The sequence below is a fragment of the Streptomyces yerevanensis genome, from assembly GCF_000716805.1.
GTDB lineage: Bacteria > Actinomycetota > Actinomycetes > Streptomycetales > Streptomycetaceae > Streptomyces > Streptomyces flaveus.
In genome coordinates this window covers 101011-123260 of sequence record NZ_JNWJ01000026.1, presented here as the reverse complement: position 1 = coordinate 123260, position 22250 = coordinate 101011, and the positions used below count along the sequence as shown (strand labels likewise).

At 70.1% G+C, this 22250-nt stretch carries 17 protein-coding genes and 4 pseudogenes; 8 read left to right on the top strand and 13 right to left on the bottom strand.

What is annotated here, in order from left to right; translation table 11 throughout:
• Window positions 1–61: 61 nt before the first annotated feature.
• Window positions 62–1495, bottom strand: coding sequence for an aminotransferase-like domain-containing protein (locus OP79_RS26300; RefSeq protein ID WP_033323463.1), 1434 nt, complete (start codon window positions 1493–1495; stop codon window positions 62–64).
• Between OP79_RS26300 and OP79_RS26295 the strand changes: the two genes are divergently transcribed.
• Both OP79_RS26295 and OP79_RS57145 read left to right on the top strand, forming a co-directional pair.
• On the top strand, window positions 1494–2435 hold the full coding sequence (locus OP79_RS26295; RefSeq protein WP_033323462.1) for a DMT family transporter: 942 nt from the start codon (window positions 1494–1496) through the stop codon (window positions 2433–2435). The genes OP79_RS26300 and OP79_RS26295 overlap by 2 nt on opposite strands.
• A 98-nt stretch (window positions 2436–2533) precedes the next feature.
• Window positions 2534–2713 (top strand): annotated as a pseudogene (locus tag OP79_RS57145) (DUF1918 domain-containing protein); the annotation flags it as partial.
• Between the two features lie 8 nt (window positions 2714–2721).
• Here OP79_RS57145 and OP79_RS58875 read toward each other — a convergent pair.
• Together OP79_RS58875 and OP79_RS26285 are read right to left on the bottom strand one after the other, a co-directional pair.
• Window positions 2722–2904: pseudogene (locus tag OP79_RS58875) on the bottom strand (hypothetical protein); the annotation flags it as partial.
• A gap of 410 nt (window positions 2905–3314) precedes the next feature.
• Window positions 3315–4760 (bottom strand): pyridoxal phosphate-dependent decarboxylase family protein, encoded by a 1446-nt coding sequence (locus tag OP79_RS26285; protein ID WP_033323460.1) that lies wholly within the window; start codon window positions 4758–4760, stop codon window positions 3315–3317.
• A gap of 490 nt (window positions 4761–5250) precedes the next feature.
• Here OP79_RS26285 and OP79_RS26280 point away from each other — a divergent pair, with 490 nt between their 5' ends.
• Window positions 5251–5850: a TetR/AcrR family transcriptional regulator gene (locus tag OP79_RS26280; RefSeq protein WP_033323459.1), complete on the top strand. Its 600-nt coding sequence runs from the start codon at window positions 5251–5253 to the stop codon at window positions 5848–5850.
• Between the two features lie 219 nt (window positions 5851–6069).
• On the opposite strand, the gene OP79_RS26275 is transcribed toward OP79_RS26280, so the two are convergent.
• Both OP79_RS26275 and lgt read right to left on the bottom strand, forming a co-directional pair.
• Complete coding sequence (locus tag OP79_RS26275) at window positions 6070–6492, bottom strand: DUF6069 family protein (protein WP_033323458.1); 423 nt, start codon at window positions 6490–6492, stop codon at window positions 6070–6072.
• Between the two features lie 30 nt (window positions 6493–6522).
• Entirely contained in the window at window positions 6523–7389 is an 867-nt protein-coding gene (gene lgt, locus OP79_RS26270; protein WP_078492015.1) for a prolipoprotein diacylglyceryl transferase, read from the bottom strand.
• A gap of 178 nt (window positions 7390–7567) precedes the next feature.
• Here lgt and OP79_RS26265 point away from each other — a divergent pair, with 178 nt between their 5' ends.
• From OP79_RS26265 to OP79_RS54105, 3 genes and pseudogenes are all read left to right on the top strand, one after another.
• Window positions 7568–8815 (top strand): sensor histidine kinase, encoded by a 1248-nt coding sequence (locus tag OP79_RS26265; RefSeq protein WP_106972478.1) that lies wholly within the window; start codon window positions 7568–7570, stop codon window positions 8813–8815.
• Window positions 8812–9459 carry a response regulator gene (locus OP79_RS26260; RefSeq protein WP_033323457.1) on the top strand — a complete coding sequence of 216 codons (648 nt, stop codon included), beginning with the start codon at window positions 8812–8814 and terminating at the stop codon, window positions 9457–9459. The genes OP79_RS26265 and OP79_RS26260 overlap by 4 nt, the downstream gene beginning before the upstream one ends.
• Window positions 9460–9469: 10 nt before the next feature.
• A pseudogene (locus OP79_RS54105) lies at window positions 9470–9601 on the top strand (alcohol dehydrogenase); the annotation flags it as partial.
• A gap of 278 nt (window positions 9602–9879) precedes the next feature.
• On the opposite strand, the pseudogene OP79_RS26255 reads toward OP79_RS54105, so the two are convergent.
• Window positions 9880–10992: pseudogene (locus OP79_RS26255) on the bottom strand (glycoside hydrolase family 10-like protein); the annotation flags it as partial.
• Between the two features lie 166 nt (window positions 10993–11158).
• On the opposite strand from OP79_RS26255, the gene OP79_RS26250 reads away from it, so the two are divergent.
• Together OP79_RS26250 and OP79_RS26245 are read left to right on the top strand one after the other, a co-directional pair.
• Window positions 11159–12031, top strand: coding sequence for a 3-hydroxybutyryl-CoA dehydrogenase (locus OP79_RS26250; protein WP_033323456.1), 873 nt, complete (start codon window positions 11159–11161; stop codon window positions 12029–12031).
• A 205-nt stretch (window positions 12032–12236) separates the two neighbouring features.
• Window positions 12237–12494 carry a hypothetical protein gene (locus OP79_RS26245; protein WP_033323455.1) on the top strand — a complete coding sequence of 86 codons (258 nt, stop codon included), beginning with the start codon at window positions 12237–12239 and terminating at the stop codon, window positions 12492–12494.
• Window positions 12495–12517: 23 nt separating this feature from the next.
• Here the strand turns inward: OP79_RS26245 and OP79_RS26240 are convergent, their stop codons facing one another.
• From OP79_RS26240 to OP79_RS26210, 7 genes are all read right to left on the bottom strand, one after another.
• Entirely contained in the window at window positions 12518–13063 is a 546-nt protein-coding gene (locus tag OP79_RS26240; protein ID WP_033323454.1) for an NUDIX hydrolase, read from the bottom strand.
• A 120-nt stretch (window positions 13064–13183) separates the two neighbouring features.
• Window positions 13184–14524 (bottom strand): NsdA family TPR-like regulatory protein, encoded by a 1341-nt coding sequence (locus tag OP79_RS26235; RefSeq protein ID WP_033323453.1) that lies wholly within the window; start codon window positions 14522–14524, stop codon window positions 13184–13186.
• A 283-nt stretch (window positions 14525–14807) separates the two neighbouring features.
• Window positions 14808–16049, bottom strand: coding sequence for a PP2C family protein-serine/threonine phosphatase (locus tag OP79_RS26230; RefSeq protein ID WP_051744935.1), 1242 nt, complete (start codon window positions 16047–16049; stop codon window positions 14808–14810).
• Window positions 16050–16252: 203 nt separating this feature from the next.
• Window positions 16253–18763: a phenylalanine--tRNA ligase subunit beta gene (gene pheT, locus OP79_RS26225; RefSeq protein ID WP_033323452.1), complete on the bottom strand. Its 2511-nt coding sequence runs from the start codon at window positions 18761–18763 to the stop codon at window positions 16253–16255.
• Window positions 18763–19893: a phenylalanine--tRNA ligase subunit alpha gene (gene pheS, locus OP79_RS26220; RefSeq protein ID WP_033323450.1), complete on the bottom strand. Its 1131-nt coding sequence runs from the start codon at window positions 19891–19893 to the stop codon at window positions 18763–18765. The genes pheT and pheS overlap by 1 nt, the downstream gene beginning before the upstream one ends.
• 179 nt (window positions 19894–20072) lie before the next feature.
• Complete coding sequence (locus OP79_RS26215) at window positions 20073–21218, bottom strand: sensor histidine kinase (RefSeq protein ID WP_033323448.1); 1146 nt, start codon at window positions 21216–21218, stop codon at window positions 20073–20075.
• 82 nt (window positions 21219–21300) lie between these two features.
• A complete protein-coding gene (locus tag OP79_RS26210; protein WP_033323446.1) occupies window positions 21301–22143 on the bottom strand; it encodes a TrmH family RNA methyltransferase in 843 nt (280 codons plus the stop codon).
• Window positions 22144–22250: the final 107 nt, after the last annotated feature.

Sequence of the window (22250 nt, the reverse complement as noted above, 5' to 3'; positions counted from 1 at the left end):
GGCGATGGTGGGCCGAAAAAATGCCAATGGCAAGAGACGTTACTCAGGAGTTACCCGGGGTCTATGACACCTGCTCGAAGGCGGTGCGCAGTCTGCGTACGCCCTCGTCGATCTCGGATGTGCTCGCCACCGCCACGAAGCTCAGCCGCAGGTGCGCGGCGGCCGGTTCGGCGCTGAAGTAGGGGCGGCCGGGGGTGACGGCCACGCCCGCGCGCAGGGCGGTGGCAGTCAGGGCCTGTTCGTCCGTGCCGTCGGGGAGGCGGAGCCACAGGTGGTAGCCGCCGGCGGGGATGTGTGGGAGGGCGAACTCGGGCAGGTGCAGCCGCAGCGCGGCCGTCATCGTGTCGCGGCGGTTCTTCAGCTCCGTGGCGACGGCCCGCAGATGACGGGGCCAGGCGGGCGAGCCGACGAGTTCCAGGGCCGCCTCCTGGAGCGGGCGCGGCACGAAGAAGGTGTCGACGACCTGGATGGCCCGCAGCCGTTCCAGTACGGGCCCGCGGGCGGCGAGCGCGCTCACCCGGAAGCTCGGCGAGGTCGCCTTGGTCAGGGAGCACACGTGCACGACGACTCCGTCGGAGTCGTCCGAGGCCAGCGGACGCGGCAACGGCCCCGCGTCCTCGTGCACGAGACGGCGTACGAAATCGTCCTCCACGACGAACGCGCCGGCCTCGCGCGCGATCCGCAGTACCTCACCGCGCCGCTCGGGGGCGAGTACGGCACCGGTCGGGTTCTGGAACAGCGGCTGGCAGACGAAGACGCGGGCGCCGGTCGCCCTGAACGCGTCGGCGAGCAGGTGGGGGCGTACTCCGTCGGCATCGACCGGTACCGGTACGGGGCGGAGCCCGGCCGCCCGGGCGATCGCCAGCATGCCGGGATACGTGGGCGATTCGACGAGCACCGGTGCGCCGGGCGGGGCAAGGGCACGCAGGGCGGTGGTCAGCGCGGACTGGCCGCCCGCCGTGATCAGTACCTCGACGGCGGTGATCGCGCCGCCGATGCCCCGCGCGAACCACTCGCGCAGTTCCGGCAGCCCGTCCACCGGCGGGCGTCCCCAGGCGCCTGGGCGGCGGCCCGCCCGGGCCAGCGCCGCGGCCATCGCCCGCTCCGGCTGCAACGAAGGGTGCAGATAGCCGCCGTTGAACTCGATGACTCCGGGCGGCGGGGCGGCCAGTGTGACCAGCACTCCGGAGGCGTCGACAGTACGCGGCACGAGTTCGGCGGCGGCGTCCGCACTGAGCGCGACCTCCTGCCAGGAGGTGTCCCCCGCGGCAGGACCGTCGGCCCGCGGCCGAGCCCGGAACGCACCGGCTCCGGGCCGCGTGACCACCAGCCCCTCGGCGGTCAGCTGCGCCAGCGCCCGGGAGACGGTCACCGGGCTCACCCGGAACCGCTCGACGAGCGCCCGGCTCGACGGCAGCTTTCCACCAGGAGAGTAGCGGTCCAACTCACCCCGCAGCCGATCCGCCAGCTCCATCACACTGCTACGCTCATACATGAGAGCACAGAGTAGCGCTACTACGCCCCCTTCAGTAGCGGTCCCCGCCGCCCGGGCCCGACCGGCCACCGAAAGCCCACAGGCGTCACCCCGCGGCATCCTCCAGGCCGCCCTCGGAGTGACCGCCTTCTCCCTCACCTTCCCCGCCACCGCCTGGGGTCTGGAAGGGTTCGGCCCCTGGTCGCTCGTAGCCGTACGCAGTGTCCTCGCCGCGATCATCGCCGGCACCTGTCTGCTCACCCTGCGCGTACCGCTGCCCGCCCGCCGCCACTGGGCGGGCCTGTCCGTCGTGGCCGCCGGGGTCGTACTCGGCTTCCCCATGCTCACCACCCTCGCCCTGGAGACCTCGACCACCGCCCATGCCGCCGTCGTGGTGGGCCTGCTCCCCGTGACCACCGCGCTGTTCTCGGCCCTGCGCGTCGGCTCCCGCCCCTCCCGTGCCTTCTGGGCGGCGGCGCTCGCGGGCTCCGCCGTGGTGATCGCGTTCACCGTGACGCAGAGCGGCGGCGCCCTGACCAGTGCGGACGCCTACCTCTTCGGAGCGCTGCTGGTCTGCGCGGCCGGTTATACGGAGGGAGGCCGACTGGCCCGTGTGATGCCCGGCTGGCATGTCATCGGCTGGGCGCTGGTCCTGTGCCTGCCGCTCACGGTTCCGGCTGCCACGGTGGCGCTCGCGTACGAGCCCGTACAGCTGACGGCACACAGCGTGACCGGGCTGCTCTGGGTCGCGGTCGGCTCACAGTTCCTGGGTCTGGTGGTGTGGTACCGGGGCATGGCGGCGATCGGCATCCCGAAGGCCAGCCAGTTGCAGCTGGCTCAGCCCCTGCTCACACTGGTGTGGTCGGTGCTGCTCCTCAGCGAGCAGCTCACACCGGCCGCACCTCTGGCCGCCGCGGCCGTACTGGCCTGCATCGCGGTCGCCCAGCGAGCACGCGCCTGACCGGTACACACGGCACACACCGGTGGCAACCGGCTCCAACCGCCCTAGACTGAGTCCCACGGACCGCTGCTCACGTGCGAGACGAGGAGGCCCTCCAGATGCGTGCAAGCAAAGGCGACCACCTGCTGGTGCACGGCAGGATCGTCGGACAGCACGACCGGGTCGGGGAAGTCGTCGAAGTACTGGGGCCGGACGGCAACCCGCCGTTCCGCGTCCGCTTCGAAGACGGCCACGAGACCGTGATGTCCCCCGGCCCTGACACCACAGTCCAGCATCACGTCGGCGATTCGGCCGGCTCCTGCCAGGCTTCGGGCTGCGCGGGATCCCCGGCCTTGTACAGCGCCTCCCCCACATACAACCGCGTCCTGCTGCCCTCGGCGACCTCTGCCCACCAGGGCAGCAGCTTCGCGTAGTCGGCGGCAGCGAAGCCGATGTTCCAGTAGATCTGCGGCGAAGTGCAGTCCGGCCATGACCGTGCCCGGCTTGCCGTTGCCTTGTTTGAACAGCGGTGACGCTGGTGGTCCGCCCGCTCTTGAACACCTTGTCGCCGAGTTCCGGCTCGCCCAGCTCCACGGGCTGCACGCCCAGCTCGCAGATCTCGTGGGTGAAGCGACGGTCCTCGATGGTCGCCACCGCGCAGTCACCGGCCACGCCCAGGTGCGAGCGCTGCAGCACCCCGAGGCGGTTGCGGGAGATTCGGTTGTCGTCGTGCGGGCCGGGCTCGCGACCTGTCCGCCCAGCTCTCCGCGCGGGCCGTGCAGCACATGCCATCTGGAGAGCACATAGGGGGTGCGGCAAGGCGAGACGAGTCTCGCCGTCGACAGACGAGGATGCGGGCTTGCCTTGCCACACGGGTCTGGTCCAGGCGTAGCTCTTACGTCACGCACCACTCTGGCGAGCGGCCTTGCGAAGCGAGTCCCACAGAGTGTCGATGTGGTCGGGCAGCGTCGTCGGCGTGCCGATTGCGACGCGAATCGCGAAGTGACCGTTGACCGATGTGTGCGTGAGGAAGGAATGCCCTTCGGCGTTGACCGCCTCCATTGCCGCCTTGGTGGCGGCGTCGTCGGGGCGGCCGTCCCGGTCGACGAGGTACAGGCATACGAGTGCGAGTGACCGCGGGGTGGCCAGGGCGAAGCCCGGCTCACTCTCGATCCTGCCGGCCAAGGAGTCGGCCATGGCGACGTGGCCGCGGATGCTTTCGCGCAGGCCTTCCAGTCCGGCGCCGTGCACCACCGACCAGATCTTCAACGCACGCATACGACGGCCCAGCGGGACCTGCCAGTCGCGGTAATCGATGACTTCGCCCGATTCCGTCGCAGCGTTACGCAGGTATTCCGGCGTGATGGACAGCGCTGTCGGCAGCGCTCGGGCATCCCTCACCCACATGAAAGAGGCGTCGAAGGCGGTGTAGAACCACTTGTGTGCGTCGGTGCAGAACGAGTCGGCAAGGTCCGCGCCGTCCAGGAGCCAGCGGAACTCGGGACACAACGCCGCGACTCCCGCCCACGCGGCGTCGACGTGCACCCACGCCTCGTATTCACGCGCCGCCAGGGCGACGTCTCTGACGGGGTCGATGGCACCCGTGCCGGTTGTTCCCACGGTCGGACAGACCATGACCGGCCTCTTTCCGGCGGCTGCGTCCTTGGCCAGCATGTCTGCCAGGGCATCCGCCGACATGGACAGCGTGCCCTGCGTAAATGGGACGATCCGCAATGCTCGTGCGCCGAGCCCGGCCACACGCACGGCCTTGGCCAGTGACGAGTGGGTCTCGGCAGTGACGTACACCGTCTCGGTGCCGTCCACACCGTGTTCGCGCCAGTCCGGGTTGCTGCGCTGCAGCGCAGCCAGCAGCGCCACCAAAGATGCCGACGAGGCCGAATCCTGCAGCGAACCGCCTCCGCCCCCGGCGAAAGTGAACTCGCGACCAAGACCCAGCGCGTCCGCCAGGCCGTCGAGCAGGACCTGCTCGATCTCCGTCCCGGCCGGCGATGATGACCAGAGCATTCCCTGCGCTCCGATCCCGCCCGATGCGATGTCACCGAGGAGCGACAGCAGCGACGCGTTCGCTGGGAAGTAGCCGAAGAATCCTGGGTGCTGCCAGTGGAGCGACGAGGGAACGACCACGTCGTTGAGCAGGGCGACGAGATCATCGCCCAGCGCCTCGGACGGTTTCTCAGGCAGTTCACGAGGAAGCTGAGCCTTCACGGAGCCCGGTGAGACATTCGGCTGCACGTGCAGGGAGGGGAGCGAAGTGCGGTATTGGGCGACCCAGTCGACCAGTTGGTGGCCCTGGCGGCGGAATTCATCAGGCTCGAGATCAGGCACGCTTCGTCCTATGAGGTCGTGATGGTCATGACGAGGGCTGGACGCCTACCTGGGCGCCGGGGACCAGGTGCCCAGGGTGAGGTGGCCGGTACCGGCTTCAGAGGGCCTCGATGCCGCGTACCGGCTGGTGCCGCACCAGAGCTTTCCGTCTACAGTTGTAGATTAATAGCTCCAATGTAGCCCCTCACCGGGTTGCCGGGAAAGGGGCGCCATGTGGACCGCTCTCACGGCCACCGGGAATGACAGCTGTTCGTCCCGCGCCACGTGCGCTCCTCCCGCGTGAACCAGGCTCATCCGCCGTGATGCCCGCGAGTTGTGCAAGCTCGGCCGGCCAGCCGGATCCAGCGTCGCTGAGCCGTACGGCCGTCCACCTCTTCACGTGGGACCGACACGGCGCCTTGCCCAGCCCTTGAACGTTCTCAGTTCGGCCGCAATGGTGCTGACCACAGCCACCAGCATGCAGACGCCTACCCGTTGGTAAGGTGTCACCATGCCCAAGATCGTGGACCACGACGCGCGGCGTGAAGAGATCATCGAAGCTGTATGGCGCCTTGTCGCGCGGCGAGGATTCGCGGCGCTGAACATGCGGGATCTCGCCGCCGAAGCGGGATTCACCAACGGTGCGCTCGCACGATACTTTCCCACCAAAGCAGCAATTCTGCGGGCCGCGCTGGAGCACGCCAACGCAGCCACCGAGCAGCGGGCCGCCCGCACCATCGCCGGCACCAACGGCGTGAACGCGTTCCGCAAGTTCTGCATCGAGATCATGCCCCTGGACGACGTGCGTCTCGACGAGGCCCGCGTTGTCATCGGCTTCTGGAACTACGCGGTAGCCGATGAGGAACTGATCGACGTCTACGACCAGGCAATGTCGCGCTGGCGCGATCAGATGCTCTCGTATCTGCGCACTGCGGCTGAAGCGGGAGAGATCAACCCGTCCTGCGATCTCGATGCGTTCTTGGACCTTGTGATGGCCACGTTGATGGGACTCCAGATCAACGCGATCTTCGCGGCTCGCCTGACCACACCCACCCGCCAGTTGCAGGTACTCGACGGACTCATCGCGGGGTTGCAGACCGGCACCTCATGATCTGAGCACGCAGGCGCAGCAGTACTCACGTGTGGATCAGTTCCATCCAACCCGCCCCTCGTGCCGAAGGGGGCGGAACGGAGTCTCGTTTCAGGGAGAACGCGACCGAATTCAAGTGCAACCAAGTCAGCGTGATGATGACAAGCGATCACAGCAGGATTCATGACTTGGCAGGGGTTGCCGGCGGGTTCTTCGTACGTGGCCCGAAGGTCGCTACGGTCACCGCACCGAGCCCAGTGGCATGACCCTGCGGTACGCGATCACCGCGATCACCGCGACCGCGAGGTGCATCACGAGCAGCGCCACCACACCGGTCACCTCGCCCTCGTCGAACAGGAAGAAGTCCGGAACGAGGGAGATGACGACGACCGATGGGACGAGTCGGCGGAGCAGGCGTTCGGGATCCTGGGAAAGTCTGCGGACGATGCCCCATCCGACGGCTCCCGCCAGCACACCCAGGGCGGTCAGGAAGACATACGCCGGGGGCTCCAGCGGGTTGAAGTCGTCCGGCGCGCTCATCGCGTGCGCCAGCACAGCGATCGACGCGTTCACCAAGGAGGCGAGCAGGAAGGCGATGAAAACACCTCCCGCCACCACCAGCGGGCCCCGCCGTGAAAGGGGTGTCTCGGAGACAGCGGACATGGCAACTCCAGTTCGTGAAAGGGGAGATGGTCAGCTCTTGGGACTGCTGGTCGCGTCCATGCGCGGAAGGAGACGGTCGGAGTCGGCGTCGCCAGGGCTGTCGAACGCGTGTCGTGTCGCAGCGATGAGGTAGGCGAGGGCGGCCGCGAAAACCAGCAGGGCGGTCCAGTCGTTCAGGCGCAGGCCGAGGATGTGATGGGCCTCGTCGACCCGCAGGTACTCGATCCAGAAGCGGCCTACGCAGTAGGCGGCGGCGTACAGCGCGAACGAGCGGCCCCGGTCGAGGCGGAAGCGGCGGTCCGCCCACATGACCAGGGCGGCCACACCGAGACACCACAGCGACTCGTACAAGAAGGTGGGGTGGTAGGTGGCCAGGTCGGAGGTGGCCTCGGGCCGGTTCGCGGGGTCGATCTCCAACGCCCAGGGGAGGGTGGTGGCCCGCCCGTGGAGTTCCTGGTTGAACCAGTTGCCCCAGCGGCCGATGGCCTGGCCCAGGGCGATACCGGGGGCGACCGCGTCGGCGAACATGGGCAGGGGGACACCGTTGCGGCGGCAGCCGATCCAGGCTCCGACGGCACCGCCGGCGATGGCGCCCCAGATGCCGATGCCCCCGTCCCAGATGAAGAGGGCTTTGAGCGGATCGCCGTCCTTGCCGAAGTACGGCTCGCTGGACGTGACCACGTGGTAGAGGCGGGCGCCGACCACACCGAAGGGGACCGCCCACAGCGCGACATCCGTCACGACGGTCTTCTCTCCACCGCGGGCGGCCCAGCGACGGCCGCCCAGCCATACCGCCGCGGCGATTCCGAGGATCAGCATCAGTGAGTAGCCGCGCAGCGGCAGCGGGCCGAGGTGGATCTCGCCGATGGACGGGCTGGGAATGAAGGCCAGGGGCACTGGTGGTTCCTCACGGGGTGCGGTGGAGCTCGGGCGGCCGGGTGCGGGGCCGATCCTCGCCGCCCGCACGGGCCTGGCACATCGACCGATCGACGCATCATCCGCCCACCGATCGGTGGATGCGTTCGCACCGGCCGGCTGATCCTCCGGCTACTAGGCTGCGCGTACGCTGCGGACCATGACGCTGCAACAGGTGTGCGAGAGGGCACGGTGGAAGGCCGTGGGCCAACACGCCTTCTTCGCCGTCGTGCTCACCCTGTCCGTGCTGGGTGCGCTGGCCGGGACGGATCTGACGACCGGCACGGCACTGCTGCGGATCGGCCCTGCGGTGGGACTCGCCGCCTGGTACGCGTACTGGATCGCGCTGCGCGGCGGCACCGGTCGCCCTCCGCTGCCCTACCTCGTCGGGGCGTTGGCGGCGTGGGTGGCCATGTCTGTGGTGGACCCCGCGCTGCTCCCGGTCGCCGTGGCCGTGCTGACCCCGTACTGGCTGCGACGGGCCTGGTGGTCGGCCGGCGGGGTGCTGGTGCTGGGCAGCGCCTGGTCGTGGCAGCGCTTCACCACGGACGGTTCCGCCGACGTGCGAACGCTCACGGGCTGCGTGCTCGGTGCCGCGCTGGCGGTCACCATCGTCTGCTACGTCGCCACCCTCGACCACGAGAGTCACAAGCGGCAGCGGCTCCTGGACGAACTCACCGCCACCCAGGCGGAACGAGCGGCGGCGGAACGTCAGGCGGGCACCCTGGCCGAACGTCAGCGCCTGGCCCGAGAGGTCCATGACACCCTGACCCAGGGCTTCGCGTCCATCTCCCTGCTGCTGGACGCCGCACGCGACGACCTGCCGCCCGGCTCTCCAGCGGCCCGCCGCGTCGAGCAGGCCATGCGGACGGCCCGGGACAACCTGGTCGAGAGCCGCCGCCTCGTGCAGGCCCTTCGCCCGGCGCCGCTGGACCGCACGCACCTGGCGGAAGCGGTCCGCGAGCTCACCGCCCGGCTGACGGAGGAGACCGGCATCGAGGCTTACACGGTCGTGACCGGCCGACAGGTCGCCCTGACTGCCAGCAGCGAGGGCGAGTTGCTACGGGTCGTGCAGGAGGCGCTGACCAACGCCCGGCGGCACGCCCACGCGGCGAGCGTGTCGGTCACGCTGTCCTACCTCGGCGACGCCCTGGCCATCGACATCCAGGACGACGGCACCGGTTTCGCACCCGCCGCCCGGCATGTCGGCATCGGCCTGATCACCATGCGCGAGCGCATCGCCGCCCTGGACGGCACGTTCGCGCTGGAAAGCGTCGCGGGCGAGGGTACGACCGTCGCCATCACGGTGCCGCTCCCGATCGAGCCTTCGGTCTCCGTCCCGGTCGAGCCCTCGGCCTCCGCACCGTCACCCGCGGCCGGTACCCAGCGGATGGCCCCGGCGTCATGAGCACTTCGACCACTCCCTCGATCCGGGTCCTCCTCGCAGACGACCACCCCGTGGTCCGCGACGGGCTGGCCGCCGTGCTGGCCACCCAGCCCGACCTCACGGTCGTCGGCGAAGCCGCCACCGGTGCCGAGGCAGTGCGCCGGACCGCATCACTCGCACCCGATGTCGTCCTGATGGACCTGCAGATGCCCGGCATGGACGGCACCGCCGCGACCGCCGCCATCCGCGCCGCCCACCCCGAGGTGCGGGTCCTCGTCCTGACCACCTACGACACGGACGCCGACATCACCGCCGCCATCGATGCCGGCGCGGTCGGCTACCTGCTCAAGGACATCGGACGACACGAGCTGTGCGAGGCCGTGCGCACCGCCGCCCGGGGAGGAGCCGCACTGTCCCCCACAGTGGCCGCCAAGGTCCTCGCCCATATGCGCGGCGACCGGAGTGCCGGCCTGTCCGGCCGGGAACTCGAAGTTCTGTCCGCCGTGGCCCGCGGGCAGAGCAACAAGCAGATCGCCCGCGCCCTGCGCCTGTCCGAGGCAACGGTCAAGACCCATCTGCTGCACATCTACACCAAGCTCGACGTCGCCGACCGCACCGCCGCCGTCACCGCCGCCCTGGGCCGCGGAATCATCCGCATCGACTGAACGTCGCTCAGGCGACCGCGTGGGCGTCGGCTGCCTCGTCGACTCCTGCCGCGAGTGCAACAGTTGCAAGGCCGACCTGGAGCAGTACTGCACCGGCGGCATGACCGTCACGTACAACGCCGTCGGCAAGGGCGGCGAGCCCCGTGCGAAGAATGAACCTGCCTGACTCAGCCTGCCGGCGGGCGTTGCGCCCGGCTGCTCTGCAGGATCTCCCGGGGATTTGGCCCCTTGTCTTTTGACCGCGACCTTGATGAAGCCACCGCCGGCCCCACTACGGGGCAGCGGGGCGGCCGCCGCTCATCCGAGGCAGCCGCAGGGCGGGGGAACAGTACGCCCAGCATCTGGGCCTGCTCCCACTCAGAATGCCGGCTCAAGATCTCCGTGAGCACCCGGTAGGGGCCCGCCCCTCCATCATCGGGGTTCGGCCGGCTCCTGCCAGGCTTCGGGCTGCGCGGGATCCCCGGCCTTGTACAGCGCCTCCCCCACATACAACCGCGTCCTGCTGCCCTCGGCGACCTCCGCCCACCAGGGCAGCAACTTCGCGTAGTCGGCGGCGGCGAAGCCGATGTTCCAGTAGATCTGCGGACAGATGTAGTCGATCCAGCCCTCGCGCACCCATTTCCTGGTGTCCGCATGCAGGTCGTCGTACGTCTGCACACCGGCCTGGGTGTCCGAGCCGAGCGAGTCCGTCGCGGCATTGCGCCACACCCCGAACGGGCTGATCCCGAACTCCGTGCCCGGCCGGACCTTCTTCACGCGGGCCGCCGTCTCGCGCACCAGCTTGTCGATGTTGTCCCGCCGCCAGGCCGCCCGGTCCTCGAAGTCGCCGCCGTACTGCTCGTAGGCCGCGTCGTCGTCGAAGACCGCGCCCTCGACCGGGTACGGGTAGAAGTAGTCGTCCCAGTGCACGGCGTCGACGGCGTACTTCTTCACCGCGTCGAGCATCGCGTCCTGGACGAAGGCGCGGACCTCGGGCAACCCCGGGTTGTAGTAGAGCTTCCCGCCGTACGGCACGACCCAGTCGGGGTGCTCGCGGGCGGGGTGGGAGGCGACCAGCTTGGTGGGGTCGGCGTGGTTGGCGATGCGGTACGGGTTGAACCAGGCGTGCAGTTCCAGGCCGCGCGCGTGCGCCTCCTCGACCGCGGTGCCGAGCGGGTCCCAGCCGGGGTCCTCGCCCTGGACACCGGTGAGGTACTGCGACCAGGGCTCGTACGGCGAGGGCCACAGAGCGTCGGCGGTGGGGCGCACCTGGAAGATCACCGCGTTGAGGCGGCGGCGTACTGCCGTGTCGAGATGCTCGAGCAGTTCGGAGCGCTGCTCGGCGGCGGTCAGCCCGGTCTTGGACGGCCAGTCGCGGTTGGTGACGGTCGACAGCCACATGCCGCGCAGTTCACCGGAACCGGCGCGGCGCCGGGCCCCGTCCTTCTCGTCCGTCTCGTCGCCGGTCGTCGCGCCCCAGGCCGCCGCGCCTCCCGCGGCCGTGAGCCCGGCCAGCATCACTCCCGCGAACGCCCTACGTGTCACTCGCCCCATGGGTTTCCCCCCATACGCACCGGATCGGCCTGCTCACGTATCGCTTCCGGGCGGACAGCATGCCGCACCCGCACGATCGATCATCGGGACCCCGAGAGTAACGTTCACGAATGGAGCAGGCGCCCCCGGGGTCCTGCCACCCCCGTGGAACAGCGAAAGGGACGATGTGACGGACACCTTCGGAGACATCTCACGTGTCGGAGTGGTGGGCTGCGGCCAGATGGGAGCGGGCATCGCCGAGGTGTGCGCCCGTGCCGGGCTCGATGTGATGGTCGCCGAGACCACCGGCGAGGCACTCGAGATCGGCCGGACCCGGCTCTACAACTCGCTCTCCAAAGCCGCCGAGCGCGGCAAGATCTCCGAGGAGGAGCTGGCCGCCACGCAGGCGCGGCTCACCTTCACCACCGATCTGGGCGAGTTCGCCGACCGCGACCTGGTGATCGAGGCCGTCGTCGAGAACGAGATGGTGAAGACCGAGATCTTCCAGGTACTCGACCAGGTGGTGACCCGTCAGGAAGCGATCCTCGCCTCCAACACCTCCTCCATCCCCCTGGTGAAGCTCGCCGTCGCCACCTCGCGTCCCGACCAGGTCATCGGCATCCACTTCTTCAACCCGGCCCCCGTGCAGAAGCTGGTCGAGCTGATCCCGGCACTCACCACCTCCGAGGTCACGATCGGCCGGGCGCAGTCGCTGGTCGAGAAGATCCTGGGGAAGCACTCGATCCGGGCCCAGGACCGCTCGGGTTTCGTGGTCAACGCCCTGCTGATCCCGTATCTGCTGTCCGCCATAAGGATGTTCGAGTCGGGCATCGCGAGCCGCGAGGACATCGACAACGGCATGGAGATGGGCTGCGCCCACCCGATGGGCCCGCTGAAGCTGACCGACCTGATCGGCCTGGACACGGTCGCGTCGGTCGCGTTCTCGATGTACGAGGAGTACAAGGAGCCCCTGTACGCCGCTCCCCCGCTGCTCCAGCGCATGGTCGACGCGGGCCGACTGGGCCGGAAGTCGGGCTCCGGCTTCTACACCTACGCCTAGCGGCATCCTCGTACCGACCACGGTCAGTACGTCTCAGGCCGACGGGCCCGGCCCTCTTCCGAGCGCCGGGCCCGCGCCATTCACACACCGTGTGCGCACCGAGCCCGCATATGCCCCTCGCACACGCTCCCCAGCTGCCCACCAAGGCCGGTTGACTTTCCGTGCGCACGTAAGGGATGTGACGACTACTGAAAGGAGCGGACTCGTGACCGCCGACCCGGAGCATCCCGTGGTCCATGGAGAACTCGCAGAGTTACGCCGTCGCCTCGACGTGGCGCATGCCCGCGTCGAGGGAGGACAGGCTCTGCTCAGTCATCGCGCCGAACAGACCGCCAAGGATCTCGACGACCTCAGCGCACGCGTCGTCGCACTGGAACACACCCGCTGGCCGCTGCGCGCAGTCGCGGTCGTCACGGCCGTGGGCGCACTCGCCGTGGCGGTCTGGCAGGCTCTGGGCCACTAGGCCACAGGACGCGGTGGGGGGATTCAGGGCAAAGCGTCCTGCCCGAGCCTGAGATGGTGCAGGAGGAGCAGCGCGGCTGCCATATTGGCGGCCGGGACCTCTCCGCGGGCGACCATGTCGGGGACGAGCTTGAGTGGAACCCATTCCCGACGGTCCGACTCGAAGTCGTCCACGGGGTGTCCGATGTACGCGCCTTCGTCGGCCCAGTAGATGTGGTGCCGGGCGTCGGTGAGCCCGTTGGAGGGCTCGACGCTCATCAGATGGCGCAGGGGTCCCGGCCGCCACCCGGTCTCCTCCTCGAGTTCGCGGGCCGCCGCGACGGCGATGTCCTCGCCGTCCTCGACGACGCCCGCCGCGAGCTCCCACCCCCAGCTGTCGGTGATGAAACGGTGCCGCCACAGCAGCAGCACCTCGTTGGCCTCGTTCACCACGGTGGCCACGGCGACGGGCCGCAGCCGTATCAGGAAGTGGTCGAGGTGCCGACCGTCCGGCAGTTCCACGTCCGCGAGATTGACGCTGAACCAGCGGTTTGCATACACAGTTTGTTCGTTCCGTTTCGTCCACTGCACGGTTCTGCCACCTTCCGCCGAGTAGATGGCAATATCGCAGCAGGAGCGTCTTCACAGCAGACTCATGGTGGTCCGCCGGCGGTCCGCTCGCGGCGGTAGGCGCAGTGCCCGGGGCTCTCCCTACAGCGGTACGCGCAGTGCCCCGGCGATGAGTTCGGCGGCCTCGGACGTCCCCGCGCAGTCACTGGCCACCAGGTGCTCGCGTACCGCCCGCAGTCTGTCACGCAGCCGCTGGGACTCCATTCCCCGCGCCTGCTCGGCCATTTCGACCGCGGTGACCACCGCCTTGTCCGCATTGCCCTGACGCAGCTCGATCTGACTGAGCATGGCGAGCCGGTGCACCCGCCCCCGGTCGTGCGCCGGAGTGTCCACGGCAGCCGCGGCATGCTCCTGAGCGGCGGTCAGATCACCGAGGCTGAGCAGCGCCTCCGCCACCTGTACGTTGACCAGGCCCGGCTGGACATAGCCGGTCTCGTCCGGCTCGTAACCGCGCCGGATGCGTTCGGCGGCCGACTCCGCACGCCGGATGCAGGACAGGGCGCTGCTGCCGTCGCCGAGGTGTGCGTACGCCTTGGCCTGCATCGCGTAGAGGTCGGAGGCGAGCGCCGGTGTGATGTGCCGTCCCGCGGCGCGCAGCGCGGCCTCGGCGAACGCGACGGCCTGCCGGTACTCGCGCATGAACAACGACTGGTTGACGAGCAGGGCGATGACGTACGCGCCAAGTCCCCGGTCACCGCTGGCCTTTGCGAGCCTGAGCGCCTGGTGGAAGTAGCGCTGGGCGAGGCCGTGCGCATCGGAGTCGTACGCGCAGATGCCCACGATCGCCACCAACCCGCCGGTCGCGCGGTGGAGCTGGCGGCCGGTGGCGTCGGTGTAGCTGCCTCTGAGGAGCGGCGCGGTCTCGGAGTTGAGGAAGCCGACGATACGGCTGCGGGTCGCGATGCCGCCGGCCTTGCGGTACATCTGCTCGTAGTGGGCGCGGGCGGCGCGCAGCATCTCGATGTCGGCCATGCTCACCCGCTGCCGTCCGCCGCGCGAGACGTCCGTGTCCTCGGGCGGGTTCTCCCATTCCCATACGGGCATCACGGCGGGCGTTCCGGTGACGGCGGGGGCGCCGAGGATGTGCGGGCGCTGCTGTTCGTCGGATCGCCACAGGGCGGTGGCCCGTTCGACGAATCCGGAGAGGGTCGTGCCGTGCGGAGAGGCCGACTCGCCGGGTACGCCGAGGCCTATGTCGTCGAGTGTGACGGGGCGCTGCAAGCGCGTGGCGAGCACCTCGCAGATCAGGTCGGGCACCTGGCCGCGCGGGCGCTGGCCCTTCAACCACCGGGCCACGGCGGTGTGTTCGTAACGGAGTGCCAGGCCACGGCTGCGCCCCGCCTGGTTCACATGGGCGGCGAGTCCCGCGTGGGATATCCCGGCCTCGTCGAGAATCGCGTCGAGCAGAGTGTTGGGCTGCATGGATGCCCTCCGGGTGGCTCGGTGCGGAAAAGAGTAGTGCGTGCGTCTTCACACGGGGTGTGAACGGAGTGCTCGAATCCGCGCTGTGCGCGCGCTGTTGCGGAGAGTTTCCGGCCGGTTGACTGAACTGCCTCGCAAAGAGGCCGGCCGGGCCGCCGGCTCCCCCTCGTACAGTACGGTGGCCCGTCTTCGCGCCGCCCGCCCAGCTGCCTGCCCGACACTCCGTGGCTTGGGCGGGCGGTGTCGTGTCCACTGGTTGAGCAGGGCGACTGAGCAGAGGGGACTACAAGTTGGTTGTCGGCTGCGGGTCCGTCGTGGCTTGTCGCGCCCCGGCGGCGGAGCCGCCTATGTCACAGCCCCGCGCCCCTGACGGGGCGCGGTCGTTGCGCAACACCAGCACCGCGATGTCGTCCGAAGGTCTTCCTGCTGTGTGTCGTTGGAGCGCGGTGAAGACGTCGCGCAGTACGTCCCTCGGGGCGACAGGGTGCGCCTTGGCAGCCTCGGTCAGCGCCGTCGGCAGCGGGAAGAAGCGGCCTGTGCCATCACGTGCGTCCTCTGCGCCGTCCGTGTAGAGGAACAGGGCCTCGCCGGGCCGGAGTTGGCCGCAGTCCATGGCCGGGAGTTCGGTGGGAAGTGGGAACAGGCCCAGAGGGGGCAGGGGTTCGGCTTGGGCGAACGGTTTCGCTCGGCCTGGGGTGAGCAGATACGGCCAGGGGTGGCCGCAGTTGAGGGCGTGCACCTCTCCGTCTTCGCGGATTTCCAGCAGCAGTACGGTGACGAAGTCCTCGGCGACCGGGCTCTGCGGGTCCTTGTCGGTGGCCGCCGGATGCTCGTGGCGGGAGCGTTCCCGAAGGTGCCGGTCCAGAGCGCGCTCCAGGCGGCGCAGCACGTCGGCGAACTTGGCCTCGTCATGGGCCGCGTCGCGGAAGCTGCCCAGCAGCGCCGCGACCGTTCCGACCGCGGCCAGACCGTGGCCTCGCACATCTCCCATGACCACCCGCACCCCGTGCGTCGTGGCCATCACCTCGTACAGATCGCCGCCCACCGCCGCGCCCTGGCTCGCGGACAACTGCCCGGCGGCCAGGGCGAGTCCGTCGAGTCGCGGCGGCAGCGGACGGAGCACCACGGCCTGGGCGGCGTCGGCGACGGCTCGGGCGCTTTCGAGTTCACGCTGCAGCCGGGCGCGGCGCCCGGCCGTGAGATAGCTGGCGATGACGACGGCGAGGATGGCCGCGAACGTGCCGAAGCGGGTGCCGATGCTCTCGTCCCGGCCCGCCGAGCCGATCGGGACGAGCGCGAAGACCGCGCACAGACCGCCCAGCAGTACGCACGAGCGGCGGCCCGTGCCGGCACAGGCGATGGCAGGGGCGGCGGCGAGGAGCTGGATCAGTTGGGCCCCGGTGGGGTGAAGGACCTCCCACAGGACGACGGTGCCGACCCAGAGGCCCGGCAGGACGAGAACGAGTGTCCGCCACGCACGGGAGGCACCGACGCGCGTGCCGCCCCGGGCGATGGTACGGATCATGCCGACAGACCCCCAGGCTGCGATACGGCGGTCGCGGGGCCTTCCCTGGTCGGCGCTCTTGGACGGCCGATCGACCGGATCGATTCTTTCGGCGTCCATACCCGAATGACCCGTTGGCACCGAATTCTCACCCGAATGAGTGAGGGGCCCCTCCGTAGCTTCGGATGGGCCCCTCATCGCAGGTCAGCAGGCATGTGCCGGAGTCACGCCCCGCGCAGCACCGCCCCCGTCCGCTCGCCCGCCAGGGTGATCGCCGCGTCACGGGCGGCCGAGGCCTCCTCGACGGTGAGCGTGCGGTCGTCGGCGCGGAAGCGCAGCGCGTACGCCAGGGACTTGTGCCCCTCGCCGAGTTGCTCGCTCTCGTAGACGTCGAACAGCCGGATGGACTCGAGGAGTTCACCGGCGCCCTCGCGCAGCGCGGTCTCCACGTCGGCCGCCGGAACGTCCCGCGAGACGACCAGCGCGACGTCCTGCGTGGCGACCGGGAAGGCGGAGATACGCGGCGCCTGAAGGGCGCCGGTGCCCGCCTGCTCCAGGAGGTCGAGCTCGACCTCCATGGCGCAGCTGCGCTCCGGAAGGTGCAGCGCCTTGATGACCCGCGGGTGCAGCTCACCGGCGTGACCGACGAGCGTCTCCTCGCCGTTCACCGTGACGTACAGCGCGGCACATCGGCCCGGGTGCCAGGGAGCGTGCTGGTCACCGCGCACGGTCAGCTCGACACCGGCCTCGCGGGCGACGGTACGCGCCGCCTCGACGGCGTCCGCCCAGTCGGCGGGACGGCCCTTGCCCCACCAGCCGGCCTGCTCGCGGGCGCCCGCAAGGACGACGGCGACGCGGCGAGGCTGGCGCGGCAGCGCGGAGTTGACTCCGGCGACCTCCTCGTCGGTGGGACGCCGGTCGACGGGCAGGCGCTCGGCCTTGTGCTCCTGGCCGGTCGGACGGAAGACCAGGCCGGTCTCGAAGAGCGCCAGGTCGTGCGAGCCCCGGCCGTCGTTGCGCCGCAGCGCGCCGAGCAGACCCGGCAGCAGAGTGGTGCGCATCGCCGGCTCTTCGTCGGAGAGCGGGTTGACCAGCTTGACCAGGGTGCGGCGCGGGTCGTCGGCCTCCAGACCGAGCTGGTCGAGCACCTCGGTCCCGATGAACGGGTAGTTCAGCGCCTCGACGTATCCCGCTCCGGCCAGCGCGCGGCCGACCCGGCGGTGCAGCCGCTGCCGGTCCGTCAGACCCAGGCCTGCCGGGGGCTTGGGCAGGGTCGAGGGCAGGTTCTCGTAGCCCTCGAGCCGGATGACCTCTTCGGCCAGGTCGTTCGGGTCGGTCAGGTCGGGCCGCCAGGACGGCACGGTGACGATCAGCCGGTCTTGCCCGTAGACGTCGCAGCCGATCTCCTGGAGACGGCGTACGACGGTCTCGCGGCCGTAGACGACGCCCGCGACCTTGTCCGGGTGGTCCACCGGGATGGTGATGGTGCGCGGCGCGGAGGGCGCGATGACCTCGGTGACGCCGGCCTCGGCGGTGCCGCCCGCGAGGAGCACGAGCAGGTCGACGGTCCGTTGGGCCGCGGCGGACGCGGCCAGCGGGTCGACGCCGCGCTCGAAGCGCTTGGACGCCTCGGAGGCCAGCTTGTGACGGCGGGCCGTACGCGCGATGGAGACCGGGTCGAAGTGGGCGGCCTCGATGACGACTTCGGTGGTACCGGCTTCGTCCTCGTGGTCCGCGATCTCCGTGTTGGCGCCGCCCATGACGCCCGCGAGGCCGATCGGCCCACGGTCGTCGGTGATCAGCAGGTCCTCGGCGTCCAGCGTGCGTACGACGCCGTCGAGCGTGGTGAGTTTCTCGCCCGGCTCGGCCCGGCGCACACCGATCGCGCCCTGGACGAGGTTGCGGTCGTAGGCGTGCAGCGGCTGGCCGAGCTCCATCATCACGTAGTTGGTGATGTCGACGGTCAGCGAGATCGGGCGCATGCCGACCTTCTGCAGGCGGCGCTTGAGCCAGATCGGGGAACGCGCCTCCGGGTCGAGGCCGGTGACCGTACGCGCGGTGAAGCGGTCGCAGCCGAGCGGGTCGGACACCTCGACCGGGTAGCCGAACTCGTTCGGCGCCGGTACGTCCAGCAGGGCCGGGTCGCGCAGCGGCACCCCGTACGCGATGGCGGCCTCGCGGGCGACACCGCGCAGCGAGAGGCAGTAGCCGCGGTCGGGGGTGACCGCGATGTCCAGGACCTCGTCGACGAGTTCGAGCAGCTCGATCGCGTCGGTGCCGACCTCGTGCTGCGGCGGCAGCACGATGATGCCCTTGCTGCCGTCGTCGCCCATGCCCAGTTCGTCGCTGGAACAGATCATGCCGTGCGAGGTCCTGCCGTACGTCTTGCGCGCGGAGATCTCGAAGCCGCCGGGCAGCACCGCGCCCGGCAGGACCACGACGACCTTGTCGCCGACGGCGAAGTTGCGGGCACCGCAGATGAGTTCCTGGGGCTCGCCGGTGCCGTTGGCCTGGCCGACGTCGACGGTGCAGAAGCGGATCGGCTTCTTGAACTCCGTCAGCTCCTCGATGGTCAGCACCTTGCCGACGACGAGCGGCCCCTTGAGGCCGTCGCCGAGCTGCTCGACGGTCTCGACCTCGAGACCGGCAGCGATGAGCTTGGCCTGGACGTCGCGCCCGGTCTCCGTCGCCGGCAGGTCGACGTACTCCCGCAGCCAAGAAAGCGGGACCCGCATCAGATCTCCATCCCGAACGGCCGGGTGAACCGGACGTCACCCTCGACCATGTCTCGCATGTCTTCGACGTTGTGGCGGAACATCAGCATCCGCTCGATCCCGAACCCGAAGGCGAATCCGCTGTACTTCTCCGGGTCCACACCGCAGGCGGTCAGCACCCGCGGGTTGACCATTCCGCAGCCGCCGAGCTCGATCCAGCCCTCGCTGGAGCAGGTGCGGCAGGAGCGGTCGGGGTTGCCGACGGACTCGCCCTTGCAGACGTAGCAGAGCATGTCCATCTCGGCGGACGGCTCGGTGAACGGGAAGTAGTTCGGGCGCAGCCGCGTCTTCATGTCGGCGCCGAAGAGCGACTGGACCATGTGGTCGAGGGTGCCCTTGAGGTCCGCCATGGTCAGGCCCTCGTCGACGGCCAGCAGCTCGATCTGGTGGAAGACGGGGGTGTGCGTGGCGTCCAGCTCGTCCGTGCGGAACACCCGGCCGGGGCAGACGACGTAGACCGGCGGCTCACGGTCCAGCATGGCGCGGGCCTGCACGGGCGAGGTGTGGGTCCGGAGTACGACCCCGGACTCGCCGTCGCTGTCAGCACCCTTCGGGCCCTGGACGAAGAAAGTGTCCTGCATCTGCCGGGCCGGGTGGTCCGGGCCGAAGTTCAGGGCGTCGAAGTTGAACCACTCGGCCTCGACCTCGGGGCCCTCCGCGATCTCGTATCCCATGGACACGAAGACGTCCGCGACCCGCTCCATCATGGTGGTCAGCGGGTGCCGGGCGCCGGCCGGGACGCGGTCGTACGGCAGCGTGACGTCCACGGCCTCCTCGACCAGCACCCGGGCGTCGCGCTCGGCCTCCAGCTCGGCCTGGCGGGCGGCGAGCCCTTTGTTCACGGCGCCGCGGGCCTGGCCGACACGCTTGCCGGCGTCCGCCTTGGCGTGCGGGGGCAGGGCGCCGATCTCGCGGTTGGCGAGCGCCAGCGGCGAGGTGGGGCCGGTGTGGGCGACCTTGGCCTCGTGGAGCGCGTCGAGCGAGTCCGCGGCAGCGAAGGCGGCGAGCGCCTCGTCCCGCATGCGCTCGATCTGTTCCGGTTTCAGTGCCTCGACCTCTACAGGGTCGTACGACTTGTTCGGTGCCGACATCTCTTCCCGTGCTTCCGGTTGGCTGGCTGAAGGTCCCGTCACGACTCGGGGGACGCGTCGTCCCTGAAACGGGGACGCAAGGTGCCAAAGGCCGAGTCTAACGGGGGTACGGGCTTCTCTCGGACCGGGCGTCCGAGGGCCGCGGGGTGTACGAATGCGCCCGTGGGGCCTCGTCGGCGTTACAGCAGATACGCCGGGGTGCCCACGGGCAACGTAAATCGGAACTGGGCGCCGCCGCCGGGGGCGCGGCCGACCGTGATGGTGCCGCCGTGGGCTTCGACGATGCCCTTGACGATGTACAGCCCGAGGCCGGTGCCACCGCGCTTGCTGCCCCGCCAGAAGCGGGTGAAGACGCGGTTCATGGACTCCTCCGGGATGCCGGGGCCCTCGTCGCTCACTGTGACCGACGTACCGGCGTCCTCCGCTTCGCGGGGCGACGGGGCGGGCTCTACGTCAATGGTGACGGTTCCCTCGCCGTGCCGCACGGCATTTTCCATCAGGTTGCTGAGCACCTGGTCGACCTTGTCGGGGTCGGCCCACAGGTCGGGCAGCGGCTGGCCGATGCGCAGCAGGAAGCGGTCGGCGGACTGGCCGGAGGCCACGTACGCCTGGATGTGCCGGCCGACGGCGACGCCCAGGTCGACGGGCTGGCGGCGCAGTTCGAGGCGGCCGGAGTCGATGCGGGAGATGTCGAGAAGCTCGGCGATCAGGCGCGTGACGCGGTTGGCGTCGGCATCGACGGTCTCCAGCATGAGCTTCTTCTGGTCGTCGGTGAACCGTTCCCACTTGGCGAGCAGGGTCGCCGTGAAGCCCTTCACGGAGGTGAGCGGCGAGCGGAGTTCATGGGCGACCGTGGCGATCAGCTCGGCGTGGCTGCGCTCGGTGCGGCGGCGGGCCTCGGTGTCGCGCAGCGAGACGACGACGCGGCGGACGGGGCCGGTGGGTGCGGTGCGTATGTAGCGCGCGGAGACCAGGACCTCGCGGCCGCCGGGGAGAAGCAGGTTGCGCTCGGGCTGTCCGACGCGGATCGCGAGGCCGCCGTACGGGTCGGTCAGCTGCCACCAGCGGCGGCCTTCCAGGTCTTCTAACGGGAGCGCCCACTCCAGCTGTCGGCCGAGCGCGTCGGCGGCGGGAACGGCGGTGATGCGGGCGGCGGCGGCGTTGAAGCAGATGATGCGGCCGCGCTCGTCGGCGATCACCAGTCCGTCGGGCAGGTCGTCGGGGTCGATGCCGAGGTCGGTGAGATCACCGCGCAGGGACGCGGGTGCGCTGTGCACGTCCCGTGCTCGCAGTGCCCTTTTCGCACCGCTCGTTCCGACACTCATCCCCGTACCCCACCTCTCGGACCTGGCGAGTGGGCCCCCGAGCCCGTCACCCTACTAGCTCATAGTGACGGAACGGACCCCCTCAGGGACGTGCACCGCGGGTGCGTTGCGCACGGGCGGACGCGTAGAGACATACGGCGGCGGCGGTCGCGAGGTTCAGGCTCTCGGCCTTTCCGTGAATGGGTACGCGCACCACGGCGTCCGTCAGCGCACGCGTCTCCTCCGGCAGCCCCCATGCCTCGTTTCCGAACACCCAGGCGGTGGGCCCGCTCATGGTGCCTCGGTCGAGTTCGTCGTCCAGGTCGTGTTCACCGGCCCCGTCGGCGGCCAGTACGCGCACCCCGGCACCCTTGAGCCCCGCGACGGCGTCCGCCACGGGCACCCCGACGGCGACGGGCAGATGGAACAGCGAACCGACCGACGCCCGCACCGCCTTGGGGTTGTAGACGTCCACGGACGCGTCGGTGAGGACGACGGCGTCCGCTCCCGCGGCGTCCGCGCACCGCAGCACGGTTCCGGCGTTCCCGGGGTCCCGTACATGCGCCAGTACGGCGACCAGCCTGGGCCCGGCCTCGAGGATCTCCTCGAACGGCGTGTCCAGGAACCGGCAGATCCCGACGAGGCCCTGCGGGGTGACGGTCGTGGAGATGTCCGCGATCACGTCCTCGTCGGCGAGGTGCACACGGGCTCCCGCATCCCGGGCCTCCCCCACGATGTCGGCATACCGCTCCGCGGCATCGAGGGTCGCGAACAGCTCGACGAGCGTGGGCTCGGTGCCGCCCCGATGCCCGGCCGCCTCCCGCACGGCCTGCGGCCCCTCGGCGAGGAACAGCCGCTCCTTGCCCCGGAAGTTCCGCTTGGCGAGCCGCCGCGCGGCGGACACACGGGTGGAGCGCGGGGAGATCAACTCGGGGGCGGATGGCATGGGTTCACCTTCGGTGGGATGGCGGAGGGGGTTCGTGTGGTTTCTCGCCCCCGCCGGCCCCGGACGCACTCGAACCCGCAGGCGGTGGGCAGCCTGCGGGTTCGGTT

Excerpts from the sequence above, each read along its gene's own strand:
- OP79_RS26295 (WP_033323462.1), top strand. The coding sequence starts at position 1,494 with ATGAGAGCACAGAGTAGCGCTACTACGCCCCCTTCAGTAGCGGTCCCC.
- OP79_RS26300 (WP_033323463.1), bottom strand. The coding sequence starts at position 1,495 with ATGTATGAGCGTAGCAGTGTGATGGAGCTGGCGGATCGGCTGCGGGGT.
- OP79_RS26280 (WP_033323459.1), top strand. The coding sequence starts at position 5,251 with ATGCCCAAGATCGTGGACCACGACGCGCGGCGTGAAGAGATCATCGAA.
- OP79_RS26275 (WP_033323458.1), bottom strand. The coding sequence starts at position 6,492 with ATGTCCGCTGTCTCCGAGACACCCCTTTCACGGCGGGGCCCGCTGGTG.
- OP79_RS26265 (WP_106972478.1), top strand. The coding sequence starts at position 7,568 with ATGACGCTGCAACAGGTGTGCGAGAGGGCACGGTGGAAGGCCGTGGGC.
- OP79_RS26260 (WP_033323457.1), top strand. The coding sequence starts at position 8,812 with ATGAGCACTTCGACCACTCCCTCGATCCGGGTCCTCCTCGCAGACGAC.
- OP79_RS26235 (WP_033323453.1), bottom strand. The coding sequence starts at position 14,524 with ATGCAGCCCAACACTCTGCTCGACGCGATTCTCGACGAGGCCGGGATA.
- OP79_RS26230 (WP_051744935.1), bottom strand. The coding sequence starts at position 16,049 with ATGATCCGTACCATCGCCCGGGGCGGCACGCGCGTCGGTGCCTCCCGT.
- pheT (WP_033323452.1), bottom strand. The coding sequence starts at position 18,763 with ATGCGGGTCCCGCTTTCTTGGCTGCGGGAGTACGTCGACCTGCCGGCG.
- pheS (WP_033323450.1), bottom strand. The coding sequence starts at position 19,893 with ATGTCGGCACCGAACAAGTCGTACGACCCTGTAGAGGTCGAGGCACTG.
- OP79_RS26215 (WP_033323448.1), bottom strand. The coding sequence starts at position 21,218 with ATGAGTGTCGGAACGAGCGGTGCGAAAAGGGCACTGCGAGCACGGGAC.
- OP79_RS26210 (WP_033323446.1), bottom strand. The coding sequence starts at position 22,143 with ATGCCATCCGCCCCCGAGTTGATCTCCCCGCGCTCCACCCGTGTGTCC.